The organism is Rhodococcus sp. 66b (genome assembly GCF_002076325.1).
In the GTDB taxonomy this organism is placed as follows: domain Bacteria; phylum Actinomycetota; class Actinomycetes; order Mycobacteriales; family Mycobacteriaceae; genus Rhodococcus_F; species Rhodococcus_F erythropolis.
The window spans coordinates 361265-376618 of record NZ_MUZB01000003.1 but is presented as its reverse complement, the minus strand read 5'-3'; the positions used below and the strand labels follow the sequence as shown (position 1 = coordinate 376618).

Genomic DNA, 15354 nt, shown 5'->3' with positions numbered 1-15354 from the left:
TCAGGCGGTGATCATGTCTTCCTGGTTCCAGAATGCACGCATCGACAGGATCTTTCCCTCGTCGTCGAAGGTCATGACGTCGATGGGTGCGATGGTCAGGGTCTGCTCGCCGAGCTTGGTGATCAGCGAGAAGTGGAATGCCGCTTCGTTTCCGGCGATGCGGAGGGTCTGAAGGTGAGCTTCCTGGTCGAAATTCTCGATCACGGAGTAGAACTCAAGAATGGACTCGCGGGTGGTGCGCACGTCGGTACCAACCGGGTCTTCAACGGTTGCACCCTCGGCATACAGGGCCACAACCTGGGCGGCAGTGCCCGTGGCAACTGTCTCGATGTAGGCGTCGACGGTCTTGCGGATTACCTCTGCGGACGGTGCCATGGTCTACCCCTCGTAGTTAGAACAGGTTCTAATTCTGAGGATAACCTACGTCTCCCGTCCGCGAGTCAGGTTTCGAGCACCTTGCGCAAGCGAGCCTTCTTCCGGTTCTCCCGGACGATCCAGACGACATCGGCGTCGTCCGACGCCCCCAGGGAGACGAATGCCGGCAAGGCGTTCTCCGGATCAGCCGCGGCCGCGACGCTCCAGCAGTATCCGAGCGCCTGCCGGAGAGTACGTGTGTCGGCTTCACGACGGGAATCAGCTGGTTGCGAGACGATCCACTCGGTAGCGTCTCGGCACACCCGGACGGCCAACACAGCGTTGGTCTTGTCCTTCAGCAACCGTGGCTCGCAGATCCCGGCAGCCGCTGCGCGCAGCGTCAAAGGATGGGCCGAGCGTGCCCACTGCTCGATGATCGCCCGGAACAATTCCGGATCCGTGTCGCCTATCGCTTGAACGGCCATCGCGGCAGCTTCACGTGCACGCCACGACGCACTGGTGGTTGCCTCCGTCAGGCTGTCCAGAACAGCCTCGTCGCGTGAACGAACGAGAATGAATCCGAGCCCGACGATCCCACAACAGCGGATGTATTCGTCTTCGGACTCCACCGCCCGCAGGATGTCCTCGTTATCGGCGCCGCGCGCGAACTCGAGCATGAGCGCGAGGTTCGCGCGCGGGCCGGGCAATCCTGAACGCTCCTGCAGATAACTCCACAGTTCATCGCCGTCCAGATCCGCGAATGTCATGGGCGTCCTTTCCTCAGTACACCCAATCCTGTCAGCCCGGATCTACACGCGCAGCATTTCCGATCAGTGAGCAGGGAGAAGGGACGTCTCCTGCGCCGCGCCGTCTTCTGCGCCGATCTGGACGATGTTTCGCGGCAGGAACACGGCTGCTATCGCACCGAGAACTGCTGCAGCAGCACCGATCAGGAACGCGATACGCATGCCCTCGTCGGTGTAGAACACAGCGCCCTCCATCGCCATCGCGATGTGCGAGTTCAAGACCGTGAAGGCGATGACGGGAAGCACTGCGGGGAAGATGCTCTGGAAGACCGCAACCATGCTCGCCGTGGTTGCCTGCAACTGCGGCGGCACTGCCTCGATGAGCAGGTTCGGAATGGAGGCGTAACCCATACCCATTCCGACACCGAAGATTCCGGCAAAGATGATGAGCAGCGGCTTGTTGTCGTGAATGGTGGCCGTCAAGGTGAATCCGACTGCCATGAGTATCATTCCGATGATCATCAGCAGACGGGGTCGAATGTTGCGGCCGACCAGGAAGCCCACGATCAAGCCGCCGACCACCACCATGCCACCAAGGGGCGCCTGGAAGATCGCGAATCCCTCTGCTGTCACGCCGAATCCGTATCCCAGGCCGAGAACTGCTGGCGTCATCACCATCATCGGCAGCAAAATCGTGAAGACTCCCGACGCGCCGTAGCAGAACCCGGCACCGACGGCGGTGAGCATCACCGAACGCTTGCCGAAGTAGCGCAGGTCGATCAAGGGCTCACGGATGGCTCGGGCAGAGGCAACCCAAGCCGCCAGCAGTGCGACGCCACCGATCAGATAGGCCAGTGTCGAGCCGTTCTTCCAGCCCCAGGTCGGTCCGAAGCTGACGCCGATCAGAATTCCGGCGATGCCCGATCCGAGCAGTACTGCACCGATCAGATCCAGCGAAGAGCGCAGTCGCACAGCTGATTCCGACGTCGAAGCGAAGATCATGACGCCGAGCAGAACCAAACCGATGACGAAGAACCAGAAGATGCTCCGGAACCCGTGGTTGTCGATCAACCAACCGGTGAGGAACGGCGCCGGAATAGCGATCAGGCCCATGCCGGAGGTTGCAATACTGACAGCCAGCGCAACGGTTTTCGGCGGAAAGACATCTCGAATGAGGGAGTAGCTCAGGAAGAGGCAGGGAACGAGCAGACCAGTCAGGGACCGGCCCAGAATCAAGACGGCATAGCTCGGCGCAATCGCCGAAATGAAGGATCCGACCGCTGCGCCGGCGACCGCAAAGAGCAGGACTTTTCGCTTGCCGTACATATCCGCGAGCTTGCCGAGCAGCGGAGACGCGACCGCCCCCAGCAGCAGGAACGACGTGAGCAGCCAAGCTCCCTGCGTCGTTTGATAATGCACCGAGATGGCGGGCAGCGCAGTGGAAATCATCATGTAGCTCACCGCGAGCATTTCGAGAAGAAGAACGATCGACGCCAGCGAGAACACCAGTCGCGGAGTCCACCGCTCCGGTATCGACGTCGATTCGGGCAGACTGGGAGACGAACCGTCGCTGTGGACATGAGACGCCATGGCTGAAGAATCCTTTCGGGACACCTGCGAATTCGATTGACCCCCTGCCGAATACCGTCGGCCGGGGCCTTGCGGGGAAGTGCAGTGGAACGACAGCTACCGTTCTCGGCAACGTGTTACCTGCATCACAGCCCTCGCGTCGAACGCGCGCTACAGAATGTTCCGCGGAGCGGGACAATCAGGACAACGACTGATTGGCACCCCGGATACAGCCCCAGATACGACTGTGCGCCGTTTCGGTAGCGGTAACTACCGAAACGGCGCACGTGCGCGAAGCGCCTACAGAACTATGTTCACCATCTTGCCCGGCACAACGATCACCTTGCGCGGTGCGTTGCCCTCGAGCAGAGCGACGATCTTCTCGTCGGCCAGGGCGATCTCCTCGACAGCCTTGCGATCGGCATCCGCCGGCACGCTGATGCGGCTACGAACCTTGCCGTTGACCTGGATCGGGTACTCGACGGTGTCCTCGACAAGCCACTTCTCCTCGACAGCGGGGAAGGGGCCGTGTGCAAGAGATTCCGCGTGTCCAAGACGCGACCACAGCTCTTCCGCGAGGTGCGGCGCCAGGGGAGCGAGCATCAACACCAACGGCTCGACGGCAGCACGAGGCGCGCCACCCGGGAAGGCCTTGGTGAGGTGGTTGTTGTACTCGATCAGCTTCGCAGCGGCCGTGTTGTCGCGCAGCGCGGTGTAATCCTCGATGACACCGGAAATCGCCTTGTTGAGCGCACGCAGCGTTTCCTCACCGGGCGCTTCGTCGGTGACACGGGGCTTGCCGGTCTCCTCGTCGATGACGACGCGCCACACTCGCTGCAGGAATCGAGCAGCACCGACGACGTCCTTGGTCGCCCACGGACGCGAGGTGTCCAGCGGACCCATCGACATCTCGTACACACGCAAGGTGTCTGCACCGAACTCGGCGCAGATCTCGTCCGGCGCAACGGCATTCTTGAGGCTCTTGCCCATCTTGCCGTACTCGCGGTTGACCTCGGCGCCCTCGAAGAAGAACTTGCCGTCACGCTCGACGACCTCATCTGCCGGCACGTAGACGCCGCGGGCATCGGTGTACGCGAATGCCTGGATGTAGCCCTGGTTGTACAGGCGACGGTACGGCTCGCTCGAGGACACGTAGCCCAGGTCGAACAGAACCTTGTGCCAGAAGCGCGAGTACAGCAGATGCAGCACCGCATGCTCGACGCCGCCGACGTACAGGTCGACTCCACCGGGATCGTTGGGGCCGTGCAGTTCCGGACGCGGACCCGTCCAGTACGCCTCGTTCTGCGGATCGCAGAAGGCGTCCTGGTTGGTGGGATCGATGTAGCGCAGCTGGTACCACGAGCTACCTGCCCACTGCGGCATGACGTTGGTGTCGCGGTGGTAGGTCTGCAGACCGTCGCCGAGATCGAGCTCGACGTTGACCCAGTCGGTCGCCTTGTTCAGCGGGGGAGAGGGCTCGGAGTTGGCGTCGTCCGGATCGAAGGACACCGGTGCGTAGTCCTCGACCTCCGGAAGCACCACGGGCAGAGCCGAATCCGGCAGGGCGTGTGCGTTGCCGTCCGCGTCGTAGACGATCGGGAAAGGCTCGCCCCAGTAACGCTGACGCGCGAAGAGCCAGTCGCGCAGCTTGTACTGGATAGTGCCCTTGCCCTGCCCGCTCTCCTCGAGGCGGCTGATGACGGTCGCCTTGGCCTCGGCTACGTCCAAACCGTCGAGGTAGTCGGAGTTCACCAGCGGGCCGTCACCGGAGTACGCAGCCTCCGAAACATCGCCACCGGCAATAACTTCGAGAATTTCCAGTCCGAACGCGTTCGCGAACTCCCAGTCACGGTGATCGTGTCCCGGAACTGCCATGATCGCGCCGGTGCCGTAGCCGGTCAGCACGTAGTCGGCGATGAAGATCGGGACCTTGTGGCCGTTGACCGGATTGACGGCGTAGGAACCGAGGAAGACGCCCGTCTTCTCCTTGTTTTCCTGACGCTCCAGGTCGGTCTTGGCGGCAATCGACTTGCGGTATGCAGCAACAGCTTCCGCCGGAGTCGTGGCACCGCCAGTCCAGCGTGCGTCGACACCGTCGGGCCACTCGTCCGCGACGAGCTTGTCCACCAAGTCGTGCTCAGGAGCCAGCGTCACATAGGTGGCGCCGAACAGCGTGTCGGGGCGCGTCGTGAACACATCGACGCCGTATCGGCCTGCGGCAAAGGTAACTTCGGCGCCGTAGGAGCGTCCGATCCAGTTGCGCTGCATCGCCTTGACCTTGTCCGGCCAATCCAGGTACTCGAGATCGTCGACCAGGCGATCGGAGTACGCGGTGATGCGCATCATCCACTGCTGGAGGTGCTTACGGAACACGGGGAAGTTTCCGCGGTCACTACGACCGTCGGCGGTGACTTCCTCGTTGGCCAGCACGGTGCCCAAACCGGGGCACCAGTTGACCATCGAATCCGACTGGTAGACAAGGCGGTACGAGTCGACGACCTTTGCCTTCTCGGCGACTGTCAGCGACGCCCACTCGCGTCCGTCTTCCAGAGCGCGCTCACCGGAATCGAACTCGGCTTCCAGCTCGGAGATGCGACGGGCCTTGCCGGCAGCCTTGTCGTACCAGGCGCCGTGGATCTGCAGGAAGATCCACTGCGTCCAGTGGTAGAAGTCGACGTCCGTCGTCGCGAGGCTACGACGCTCGTCGTGCCCCAGACCCAGGCGTCGCAGCTGGCGCTTCATGTTGGCGATGTTGGACTCGGTGGTCGTCCGCGGGTGGGTACCCGTCTGCACGGCGTACTGCTCGGCCGGGAGACCGAAGGCATCGTAGCCGAGGGTGTGCAGGACATTGCGCCCCTGCATGCGATGGAAGCGTGCGAAGACGTCCGTAGCGATGTATCCGAGCGGGTGACCGACGTGCAGGCCCGAACCCGAGGGGTACGGGAACATGTCCTGAACGAAGAGCTTGTCGGCGGGAACACCGTCGGGCGAGGAGAGCGGACCGACCGGATTAGGCGCGTTGAACGTGCCGTCCTCACTCCAGCGGTCCTGCCAGTGCTGCTCGATCTGGCCGGCGAGCTCCGCGGTGTAGCGGTGCTGCGGAGTTGCGTCGGCTGGTGAATCGGGGGACTGCGGAGACTCGGTCACTGTGGTCGCTATCTACTTGGCTGACGGAAATACCGATAACCAGGGTAGAGCCTGTGCGACCCGGGCATACCATCAACTCCACTCGCGCCTATCCTGTATGGGTGATCGTTGTCGCTGTGGTGCTATTCGTGCTCGCTGTCGCCGTCGGTGGAGTTGGTGTCGCCGGACTGATCGGCAAACTCCCGCGCAACCGCTGGGCCGGTGTCCGCACCGAGGATTCCCTGCGGAGCGAGGAGTCGTTCGCCCTCGCCAACAAGGTGGCCGGTCCGACCATGCTCGCGGCCGCTGGAATGTTGGTCATCGGCGGAGTCGCAGCACTGACCATCGGCGGAGTCTTCGGCGTCGCGGTCGCGATCATCGCCGTCGTCGTCGCCGTCCTCACTGCCGGTTTCGGTGGAGGCATCGGCACCCGCGCGGCCGCCGCGCTCCCACAGCAGAGCGGATGCGGTAACGACTGCAACTGCGGCGGCCACTCCGAGCCTGCCGCAGACGAGCCGGTGGCGGAGACCCCCGAGGCCAAGGCGAACGCTGCCGCTTGCGGTACCGCTTCCTGCGGTGCCTGCGCGCTCAAGGATGCTTGCCAGCCGGCTCATTGATTCACGTGAAACATCGCGTGGTCGACCCGGCCGGGGTCGTATTCGGACTAGTGGTTCCGCTGTTGTGTGCGGTCTTCGGCTTCGTCCTGACAAAAATGTGGGAGCCTCGCCTCCCGGAACAGATCGCGACTCACTGGACCACCACCTCGCCGGACGGCTTCTCCACCCCGTCGGCCAACGCATGGACCATTGCACTTTTGACACTGCTCTTCGGTGGCGGTCTCAGCGCGATTGCTGCTCTTGCTCCCGCGATGTTGATGATGCGTCGCTTCATGCTGGTTGTCGGGCTGAGCGTGGTCGGGCTCATCACGACAGTGAACTTCGCTTTGCTCTACACCCAACTCGATGTCGCCGATCCGTCCACGACGTCACTCCCGCTGTGGTCTATCGGTGTCGGCTTTGCAGTCGGCGGGGTGCTGGGGTGGATCGGCGCCTCGTTCCTGCGTGACTACCGCGTCCGCACTCTTGCCACGATCGAACCCTCGGCCGGGTTGCCGCGAAGCAGCTGCCCTCTCCCCATCTCCGACGACGTCGGATTCAGCACCAAAGGCTCGGTGATACTCACTGCGATCACTCTGGCGCCCGGAGTCATCATGGCGTTGGCGACCCGGTCACTCTGGCCGCTGTTCATCTTCGGGGCACTCGGACTGCTCGTCGTCAGCCTGGTTCGCTTCCGGGTGATCGTCGACGAACGGGAAATTCGGGTCATCAACATGGGGATGGCTGCGATGACCTACGGCATCGACGAAGTTGTCGGAGCCGACGTCGCGGAGATCAAACCGTTCGCGGACTTCGGCGGCTGGGGACTCAAGACCAAGGGTCGTCGTAACTACGGCGTCGTCACCCGCACCGGGCCAGCGGTGGTCGTCACGTTGGCCGGTGGCGACCGCCTCACGATCACGACACCGAAGGCCGAAGACATCGCCGGGTCCCTCAACCGATTGGCCGACGCCCGGACTCGGTAACCGCCGAACCTGAACCGATCGCTTCCTGAGTCTTCTCGAGATACCCGCATGCCGCCGCCCTGGCTTTGGTGACATCGCGTTCGGCAATGGCTTCGGCAACTCCCTGATGATGCGAAGACGTCAGCGACGGCGGATGAACGCCTTCGGTCACCTCGTAGGTGGCGCGGACCGTTTCGAGGATTCCGGCAAACAGATCGGTCAGAACCGGATTGTGAGCGGCATCGACGACGGCAATGTGAAACGCAAGATCGACGTCGACGAAGTTCTCGGCCGGCACGTCACGCTTGGCGGCCAGCTCACGAAGTATCCGAACGTCGTCGTCGCTGCGACGCTCACACGCCAACCGGACCGCTTCCATCTCGAGCGCACGACGCACTTCGAAGACGTATTTCATCTCGTCGACGGACGCGTGTTTGCCGAGCAGTCCGCCGATGTCGGTCCGTGCCCGAACGAAGGTCCCTGATCCACGACGGATCTCCAGGACTCCCGTCGACGTCAGTGTCTTGATCGCTTCGCGCACGGTGTTCCGGCCGACGCCGAGAACACTCATCAGTTCCGGCTCGGTGGGAACACGGTTCCCGACGGTCCAGGCGCCGTCGGAGATCTGCGCGCGCATCCAATCGAGGGATTGCTCGTACGCGGACTCCTTGCGAACAACGGTCATCTACTCATCCTCACAGCATTCGCGACGATCATTCCACTCACCTACGATACGTAGGACGACCCATGTATTTTCGAACTCTGTCATCAGGAGGGGCTTCCCACGTCCGCCACAGTTGTCGCCACCGAAGAACGCACACGCCGCACCAATCGACACTTCTACGGCGTGGGCTACGTCCTCACCGTGATCCTTCTGGGCGCGAACATGCCCACCTCCGTCTACGGGCTGTACCGGACCGAGTTCGGATTCACGCCAACCATCCAGACGCTCATCTACGGCGTCTACGTCGCCGGCCTCGTTCCGGCGTTGCTGTTCTTCGGACCGCTGTCCGACGCCCTCGGCCGACGCACCGTGCTTCTGACTGCACTCGCGCTGAGCGTCGTCGGCACGCTCGTTCTGGCATTCGCCGACGCGACGGTGTGGTTGTTCGTCGGACGCGTTGCTCAGGGAATCGCGGTGGGCGCGGCCAGTGCGGCGGGCAGCGCCGCGTTGGTCGAGCAGGAACCGAAGTTCGATCATCGACGGGCAGCGCTCGTATCGACGGTGACGGGCGCGTTAGGCGGTGCACTCGGACCACTCGTGTCCGGTGCGATCGCCGAGTACCTTCCGCAACCGCTGCGGTTGCCGTATCTGATCTTCCTCGTCGCGTTCATCCCGGCACTGATCGTGTTGCTGCTACTGCCGCGGATCGGGGACATCACACGCCCGAAGCGGTTCTTCCAGATGCCGCATGTTCCCGCCACCATCCGAGAGACGTTCTGGCTCAGCTCGCTCGCCGTCGCGCTGTCGTGGGGCGCAGTCGGACTCTTCCAGTCGGTGGTCCCGTCGTGGATGACCAGCCTGCTGAACATCGACAACCTCCTACTCGGCGGCGGAGCAGCTGCACTGGTCATGATCTGCTCGGTGATCGCGCAGCTCGGCGGGAGTCGTATGGACCCGCGGACGTCCGTCACCGCCGGCCTGGGAATCCTCGCTCTAGGAATGATCGGCCTACTCGTGGTCGACCTCGTCCCCAGCCTTGCGCTGCTGGGCGTCATCACCGTGGTGGTCGGCGCCGGGCACGGTCTGGCGTTTGCCGGCGGCATGAAACGCGTCAACGCCGCCGCCCGAATCCACGCCCGCGAGAGCCACGGCGGAGTCCTGGCGGCATTCTTCACCGTCAGCTACGCGGGACTGGCGATCCCGTCGATCATCGCGGGTATCGCCATCACCATCCAGGGAATGCAGACGGCCATCATCGAACTGTCGATCGTCGGGACGCTGCTGTGCCTGGCCGTGATGGGCTTCAACCTTCGTGGGGCTCGAGAGCCCGTCGACGCACGCCGTTATCCTTAGCCAGGTGAAGTTTCTCAGTAGGTTCTACATCGACGGGTTCATCCTCGGCATCATCATCGCCGGCGTGCTCGGAAGTGTGTTCCCGGTATCGGGTACCGCGGAGAGCATTCTGAACTGGGCCACCAAGATCGCCATCGGCTTCCTGTTCCTGCTCTACGGCGCACGGCTCTCGCCGCAGGAAGCGTGGAAGGGCGTCAAGCACTGGCGACTGCACACTGTCGTCCTTGCCGCGACGTTTGTGCTCTTCCCGCTCATCGGCCTTGCGCTGCGATTCCTGTCGCCGACCCTGATCAGCGACGAGCTCTACACCGGCATCCTCTACATGTGCCTCGTTCCGTCGACGGTTCAGTCGTCGATCGCGTTCACTTCGATTGCCAAGGGAAACGTCGCCGGCGCGATTGTCAGTGCGTCGTTCTCCAACCTGATCGGCGTCTTCGTCACCCCGTTGCTGGTGGTTCTGCTGATGAATACAACGGGCCAGGCGACGGTCGACTTCTCGTCGATCCTCGACATCGTCGTGCAGCTGCTGATCCCGTTCATCGTGGGCCAGCTGATCCGCCCGCTGGTGATCGGATGGCTGCAGAAGTATGCCGAGCCCACCAAGTACGTCGATCGCGGATCGATCCTCCTCGTTGTCTTCGCCGCCTTCAGCGAGAGCATGAAAGAGGGGATCTGGAGCACCATCACGATCTGGCAGATCGTGATCCTCACAATCGTGTGCTGCCTGATCCTCGCGCTGGTTCTCGGCGTGACCACTCTCGCGGGGCGCAAGCTCGGGTTCGACCTTCCCGATCAGATCGTCATCATCTTCTGCGGGTCGAAGAAGTCCTTGGCGACAGGCCTACCGATGGCGGCTGTACTGTTCGCGGGCCAGCCCGTCGGCCTGATCGTGTTGCCGCTGATGATCTTCCATCAGATCCAACTGATCGTCTGTGCTGCGATGGCGCAACGCTTCGCGAATCGGGATCCGGTGAGCGTCAGCTAGCGAGCAACTCGTCTCGGGTCGCCTCGACGCAGCCACAACCGCCCTGCAGTTCAGCACAATCGATGGACAACGCATGGCGACTCGATGCCAGGTCGACGCAGTTCACGCCGGTGCATTCGAGTGATCCGTCCGCATGTCGCAGCAAAGAATCGTGGCAGTGATCGACATCCGAAACACAATCCGCGCACTGGATCTGACGCTCAGCGATCATTGCTGCCACCTCTCTCGAAAACGATGACACAGGAATATCATCGACCTCCGACAGATCAGTTTCGTTCCACTTCGATGGGATGGCTGGCCAGCATTGCCACGGGGAGCGGTTGGCGTCGTAGCACCCGTGCCCAGACATCGACTCGGGGCGGCGTCAGCACATCGGACGGCAGTGAGCTGATCACCATCCAGTCTTCACGTTCGAGCTCCGAATCCAGCTGGCCCAGAGTCCAACCCGAGTAACCGGCAAAAATGCGGATCCCTTCGACCAGAGGAGCGATGACCTCCGGGTCCGAGTCCAGATCCACCATGACAACTTTGCCGTCCACCCGCCGCAGGCCGGCGACGCCGTCGATTCGTGCACCGTTGCGAGCGATACCCAGGCAGAGCGCGGAGTCACGCTTGACGGGTCCACCGATGTACAGGGCCGAAGGATGCGCGGTCAGCGGTGACCACTGCGGCAACACGTTCTGCACGGCCGTCTCACTCGGCCGATTGACGATGACACCAAGGCTCCCGGCGTCGTTGTGCTCGATCATGTAGATGACGGTGCGGCGAAATGCAGGTTCCGTGAGATCGGTCGACGACACCAACAAACTGCCCGGACGAACCTCCGGTTCTATCCAGGCCATTCGATCCTCGGGTTCTTCTGCGTGCGCCACAAAGACATCATCTCACCGACAACTGCGTGCGGAGGAACGAGACACAGGCGTGTTCAGGTCAGACCCGCCACATCGGCAAGTAGTGCCACATGCCGCTCGAAAATCTCACTCGCATCGGTGAACGTATCGCTTCCGTACTGCCCGAACACCTCGAAGTTCACCGAACCGAACAGCGATACCCAGACGAGAGTTGCGCGCACCGCGGCATCCGGCGGCAGGTCGGTGCCCAGTTCTTTCCGCACTCCCTCGAGGTCCGTTGCCAGCGTGTCACTCAGGTCCGGGCCCTCTCGCACCGTGAGTGCACCCGCGCGATGGGCGGCGTCGATGATCCCGATCAGCCGGGTCACGACGAGGGTGCCAGGGCCGGTGGTCTGCTCGCCCGGAGCGTCGTAACCGGGGACGGGGCTGCCGAACAGCAGACCGTATCGAGCCGGCTCCCGGATCGCCCAACTCCGGACGGCACGTCCGAGAGCAATGAACTGTCCGCGAAAATCTTCTGCTGCAACGGCATTCACGGCGGAGTCCACTTCCGCGCCCAGTTCCGTGTACCCGTCCACCACCAGCAAGGTCAGCAGTTCGTCGCGACTGGCGACGTAGCGGTACACCGCTGAGGACACGACTCCCAGATCACGCGCGACGGCCCTCAAGGACAACGCGGCGGCGCCGACGGCAGCAAGATGCTCGCGCCCGATCCGGGTGATGTCCTGCAGCGTCTGTTCGCGCGCCCGCTCTCGGGGAGTCCCAACCATGAGTCCATCTTGCCCCATGACCGAGAGCAGTATCAACAAAAGAGAGCACTGCTCTTGACAGCGCTGAGGCGCGGGTGCATTCTTAAAAACGAGAGCAGTGCTCTCAGTTCACCCGAAACGAGAAGGAGCACACCATGTCGAACCTCGAAATCGTCACCGGAGCAGGACCCGTCGGATCCGCCGTCGCGCTACAGCTCGCCGAGCAGGGAATCAACGTCCGGCTCCTGACCAGGTCCGGCAGCGGGCCCGAGCACCCGCTGATCGACCGCCGACGCGTCGACGTCTCGGATTCCGAGGCCCTGCGCTCGGTCAGCGAGGGCGCCACGGCCATCTACCACTGCATCCACGCCGCCTACAACGCAGCCGATTGGGAGCGGGAACTCCCGGCGGCCGAGAAGGTTGTGCTCGACGCAGCCGCATCCATCGGAGCCGTCGTGGTCTTCCCCGAAAGCCTCTACGCCTACAACTCCGACACCCTGATGACCGAATCCGATCCACGCAACGCCACCGGCGGCAAGCGCGGAGTGCGCACCGCGCTGCTGCGTGCCCGCGAGGCCTCCGCAACACCCACCGTCAGCGTCGTGGCCTCGGACTTCTTCGGCCCCCGCGTCCGCACCGCCCACGCCGGCGAGCGCATGGTTCCGAAGGTCATGGCAGGTAAGAAGATTCGTGTCATCGGTTCCACAGACCAGCCGCACTCCTTCACCTACATCCCCGATCTCGCGGCGGCGATGATCGCAGCAGCACACAACCCCGAACTCTGGAACTCCGTCATCCACGCACCCACCGGCCCCGCGCTCACTCAGCGCAAGATCGCCGAGGCCTTCGCTCGAGCCGCCGGGGCGACCCCCGCCAAGGTGGGTGTCCTGCCCGCCTGGGTGCTCGACGCCGTCGGCAAGATCAACACCGACAGCCGCGAACTCGCGGAGATGAACTACCAGTTCACCAAGCCGTTTGTCATGGACTCGAGCGCCAGCGAAGTGCTGCTCGGACTCTCGCCGACGCCGCTCGATCGGGCCGCCGAAGAGACCGTCGCGTGGTGGCGCGCGGAACAGGCTCGCACCACTGCTGCCTGAACCTGCAGGTGGGGGCTCTTGACGCAAGAACGGAACGGGTGTTCACTTCTTCACATGGCCTATCGCCGCACTCCGGCAGTACAAGAAAGACTGGACGCCCAACGCGCCCGACTGCTCGACGCGGCCACGACGGCAGTGGCAACCCACGGTTATGCGGGGTGTTCCATCGCCGCGGTGGCCAAGAACGCCGGCGTCGCCACCGGGACGCTGTATCGACATTTCGACGGCAAGGGTGAACTGTTCGCCGAAGTGTTCCAATCAGTCTGCAGCCGTGAGGTATCCGCGGCCCGGGACGCCGGAGACAATGCCCGAAGTCTGGAAGGCAACCACCGCTCCGCGGTATCGGCGTCGGTTCGCACCTTCGCCGAACGTGCCATGCGTGCACCGGTTCTCGCCTATGCACTGCTGGTGGAACCGGTGGATCCACTCGTCGACGAACAGCGACTCATGTTTCGCGAATCGTTCCGCGATTGCCTGGCCACCGCAATCCGCTCGGCAGTCGACACCGGTGAGATACCGTCGCAGGACGCCACTCTGACGGCAGCGTGCATCGTCGGGGCAATCGGCGAGGCCCTGATCCTTCCGCTGCGCGGCGGCACCACGGATCCCACTGCGATCGACGCCATCCTCGCCTTCACCCTTCGATCGTTAGGGAGTTTCGATGACACCCACGCATGAAGTCACCAATCAGGTTCCGCCCCTGATCGATTACGACGCAGCCGAATACGCGCCGATCCTCGAGGCACTACACCGCGAGGGAGCTTCGGACGCAGCCGAAGAGGTTCATCGCGTCGGGGTCCGCGCCGGCAGCGCGCAAGCTCAGGAGTGGGGCGACCTGGCCGAGGAGCACCCACCTGTCCTGAGAACCCACGACCGCTACGGCAACCGCATCGACGAGGTCCGCTACGACCCTGCCTATCACCGACTCATGAGCACCGCAGTGGAATTGGGACTGCACGGCGCTCCGTGGGCTGACCCGAATCCACACGCACACCTCGTCCGCGCCGCGAAGATGGCCGTGTGGGGTCAAACCGACGCCGGCCACGGCTGCCCCATCTCCATGACGTACGCCGTGATCCCAGCGCTGCGGCACAACGCGGATCTTGCCGCTCAGTACGAACCCCTCCTGACCACCCGCCACTACGATTCGGCGCTGAAAGCTCCCCTCACCAAACCCGGATTGATCGCCGGAATGTCGATGACGGAAAAACAGGGCGGTTCGGACGTGCGTGCCGGAACCACAAGGGCAGTGCCACAATCCGACGGTAGCTATCTCCTGACAGGCCACAAGTGGTTCACCTCCGCACCGATGTCGGACGTGTTCCTCGTCCTCGCCCAGGCGCCGGGCGGTCTGTCGTGCTTCTTCCTTCCTCGGGTCCTGCCAGACGGCTCGCTCAACAACATGTACCTGCAGCGTCTGAAGGACAAGTTGGGAAATCATTCCAACGCGAGCAGCGAGGTCGAATACCGCGACGCTCTCGCGTGGATGGTGGGCGAGGAAGGCCGGGGCGTGCGCACCATCATCGAGATGGTCAACATGACCAGGTTGGACTGCACGATCGGCACGGCCACCGGCATGCGCGTCGGCACGCTGCAGGCAGTTCACCATGCGAATCATCGAAGTGCGTTCGGCGCCAACCTGATCGACCAACCTTTGATGCGCAATGTTCTCGCAGATCTGGCGGTGGAATCGGAAGCGTCGACTACCGTCGCGATGTGGCTGGCCGCGCTGACCGACCGCGCAACGTCGGGCGATGCCCACGCGGGCGCACTACGACGCATTTCATTGGCCGTGAGCAAGTACTTCGTCTGCAAGCGCGGACCGATCCACGCTGCCGAGGCACTCGAGTGTCTGGGCGGAAACGGATACGTGGAGGAATCCCGGATGCCGCGCCTCTATCGCGAGGCTCCGCTGCTCTCGGTGTGGGAAGGGTCGGGCAACGTCGCGGCGCTCGACACACTGCGGGCGATGGCGAAGCAACCCGAAACGCTGCAGGTGTTCTTCGACGAACTGAAACAAGCGAGTGGCGTGGACGCCCGCTTCGATCAGGCAGTGCGGGATCTCGAGGCGGCATTCGGCGATTTCGACGACATCGAATACCGGGCGCGAAAGATCGTCGGTGACATGGCACTCGCACTGCAAGCCTCGCTGCTGCTCCGCTACGGGCACCCCGCGGTGGCGGACGCGTTCTGCGCGAGTCGGCTCGGAAATAGCTGGGGGAGCGTGTTCGGAACCCTGCCGAGGGGGATCGACATCGCGCCGATCCTCGAGCGGGCCACCGTCAAAATCGGCGCCTGA

15 protein-coding genes are annotated in these 15354 nt (G+C 63.3%); 7 read left to right on the top strand and 8 right to left on the bottom strand.

All coding sequences use genetic code 11. From position 1 onward, the window contains the following. The 4 genes from B0E55_RS07455 to leuS all read right to left on the bottom strand — a co-directional run bounded on the left by B0E55_RS07455 (window position 1) and on the right by leuS (window position 5816). A complete protein-coding gene (locus tag B0E55_RS07455) occupies window positions 1-375 on the bottom strand; it encodes a nuclear transport factor 2 family protein (RefSeq protein WP_021332592.1) in 375 nt (124 codons plus the stop codon). A gap of 65 nt (window positions 376-440) precedes the next feature. Then, entirely contained in the window at window positions 441-1121 is a 681-nt protein-coding gene (locus B0E55_RS07450; RefSeq protein WP_080909390.1) for a hypothetical protein, read from the bottom strand. 63 nt (window positions 1122-1184) lie between these two features. Then, window positions 1185-2690, bottom strand: a complete 1506-nt coding sequence (locus B0E55_RS07445) for an MFS transporter (RefSeq protein ID WP_020909838.1) — start codon at window positions 2688-2690, stop codon at window positions 1185-1187. A 279-nt stretch (window positions 2691-2969) separates the two neighbouring features. Continuing rightward, entirely contained in the window at window positions 2970-5816 is a 2847-nt protein-coding gene (gene leuS / locus B0E55_RS07440; protein WP_080909389.1) for a leucine--tRNA ligase, read from the bottom strand. A 101-nt stretch (window positions 5817-5917) separates the two neighbouring features. On the opposite strand from leuS, the gene B0E55_RS07435 reads away from it, so the two are divergent. Beyond that, window positions 5918-6412 carry an SdpI family protein gene (locus B0E55_RS07435; RefSeq protein ID WP_024487923.1) on the top strand — a complete coding sequence of 165 codons (495 nt, stop codon included), beginning with the start codon at window positions 5918-5920 and terminating at the stop codon, window positions 6410-6412. Between the two features lie 5 nt (window positions 6413-6417). After that, a complete protein-coding gene (locus B0E55_RS07430) occupies window positions 6418-7377 on the top strand; it encodes a DUF1648 domain-containing protein (RefSeq protein WP_241896028.1) in 960 nt (319 codons plus the stop codon). On the opposite strand, the gene B0E55_RS07425 is transcribed toward B0E55_RS07430, so the two are convergent. Beyond that, window positions 7346-8041, bottom strand: coding sequence for a FadR/GntR family transcriptional regulator (locus B0E55_RS07425; RefSeq protein WP_020909842.1), 696 nt, complete (start codon window positions 8039-8041; stop codon window positions 7346-7348). The genes B0E55_RS07430 and B0E55_RS07425 overlap by 32 nt on opposite strands. A 162-nt stretch (window positions 8042-8203) precedes the next feature. Here B0E55_RS07425 and B0E55_RS07420 point away from each other — a divergent pair, with 162 nt between their 5' ends. Together B0E55_RS07420 and B0E55_RS07415 are read left to right on the top strand one after the other, a co-directional pair. Continuing rightward, complete coding sequence (locus tag B0E55_RS07420; RefSeq protein ID WP_080909387.1) at window positions 8204-9373, top strand: MFS transporter; 1170 nt, start codon at window positions 8204-8206, stop codon at window positions 9371-9373. 4 nt (window positions 9374-9377) lie between these two features. Then, on the top strand, window positions 9378-10358 hold the full coding sequence (locus B0E55_RS07415; protein WP_003942582.1) for a bile acid:sodium symporter family protein: 981 nt from the start codon (window positions 9378-9380) through the stop codon (window positions 10356-10358). Here the strand turns inward: B0E55_RS07415 and B0E55_RS07410 are convergent. The 3 genes from B0E55_RS07410 to B0E55_RS07400 are packed head-to-tail and all read right to left on the bottom strand — an operon-like array spanning window position 10351 to window position 11979. Next, a complete protein-coding gene (locus B0E55_RS07410; protein ID WP_046379710.1) occupies window positions 10351-10569 on the bottom strand; it encodes a hypothetical protein in 219 nt (72 codons plus the stop codon). The genes B0E55_RS07415 and B0E55_RS07410 overlap by 8 nt on opposite strands. 55 nt (window positions 10570-10624) lie before the next feature. After that, the gene (locus tag B0E55_RS07405) at window positions 10625-11230 is read right to left on the bottom strand and encodes a YqgE/AlgH family protein (protein ID WP_020909845.1); all 606 of its coding nucleotides are present in this window, start codon (window positions 11228-11230) and stop codon (window positions 10625-10627) included. Between the two features lie 53 nt (window positions 11231-11283). Beyond that, entirely contained in the window at window positions 11284-11979 is a 696-nt protein-coding gene (locus B0E55_RS07400; RefSeq protein ID WP_080909386.1) for a TetR/AcrR family transcriptional regulator, read from the bottom strand. Window positions 11980-12113: 134 nt separating this feature from the next. Between B0E55_RS07400 and B0E55_RS07395 the strand changes: the two genes are divergently transcribed. The 3 genes from B0E55_RS07395 to B0E55_RS07385 are packed head-to-tail and all read left to right on the top strand — an operon-like array spanning window position 12114 to window position 15354. Beyond that, window positions 12114-13055 (top strand): NAD-dependent epimerase/dehydratase family protein, encoded by a 942-nt coding sequence (locus tag B0E55_RS07395; protein ID WP_080909385.1) that lies wholly within the window; start codon window positions 12114-12116, stop codon window positions 13053-13055. 54 nt (window positions 13056-13109) lie between these two features. After that, entirely contained in the window at window positions 13110-13733 is a 624-nt protein-coding gene (locus B0E55_RS07390; RefSeq protein WP_080909384.1) for a TetR/AcrR family transcriptional regulator, read from the top strand. Continuing rightward, window positions 13717-15354, top strand: coding sequence for an acyl-CoA dehydrogenase family protein (locus B0E55_RS07385; protein WP_080909383.1), 1638 nt, complete (start codon window positions 13717-13719; stop codon window positions 15352-15354). The genes B0E55_RS07390 and B0E55_RS07385 overlap by 17 nt, the downstream gene beginning before the upstream one ends.

Excerpts from the sequence above, each read along its gene's own strand:
- B0E55_RS07455 (WP_021332592.1), bottom strand. The coding sequence starts at position 375 with ATGGCACCGTCCGCAGAGGTAATCCGCAAGACCGTCGACGCCTACATC.
- B0E55_RS07450 (WP_080909390.1), bottom strand. The coding sequence starts at position 1,121 with ATGACATTCGCGGATCTGGACGGCGATGAACTGTGGAGTTATCTGCAG.
- B0E55_RS07445 (WP_020909838.1), bottom strand. The coding sequence starts at position 2,690 with ATGGCGTCTCATGTCCACAGCGACGGTTCGTCTCCCAGTCTGCCCGAA.
- B0E55_RS07425 (WP_020909842.1), bottom strand. The coding sequence starts at position 8,041 with ATGACCGTTGTTCGCAAGGAGTCCGCGTACGAGCAATCCCTCGATTGG.
- B0E55_RS07410 (WP_046379710.1), bottom strand. The coding sequence starts at position 10,569 with ATGATCGCTGAGCGTCAGATCCAGTGCGCGGATTGTGTTTCGGATGTC.
- B0E55_RS07400 (WP_080909386.1), bottom strand. The coding sequence starts at position 11,979 with ATGGTTGGGACTCCCCGAGAGCGGGCGCGCGAACAGACGCTGCAGGAC.
- B0E55_RS07395 (WP_080909385.1), top strand. The coding sequence starts at position 12,114 with ATGTCGAACCTCGAAATCGTCACCGGAGCAGGACCCGTCGGATCCGCC.
- B0E55_RS07390 (WP_080909384.1), top strand. The coding sequence starts at position 13,110 with ATGGCCTATCGCCGCACTCCGGCAGTACAAGAAAGACTGGACGCCCAA.
- B0E55_RS07385 (WP_080909383.1), top strand. The coding sequence starts at position 13,717 with ATGACACCCACGCATGAAGTCACCAATCAGGTTCCGCCCCTGATCGAT.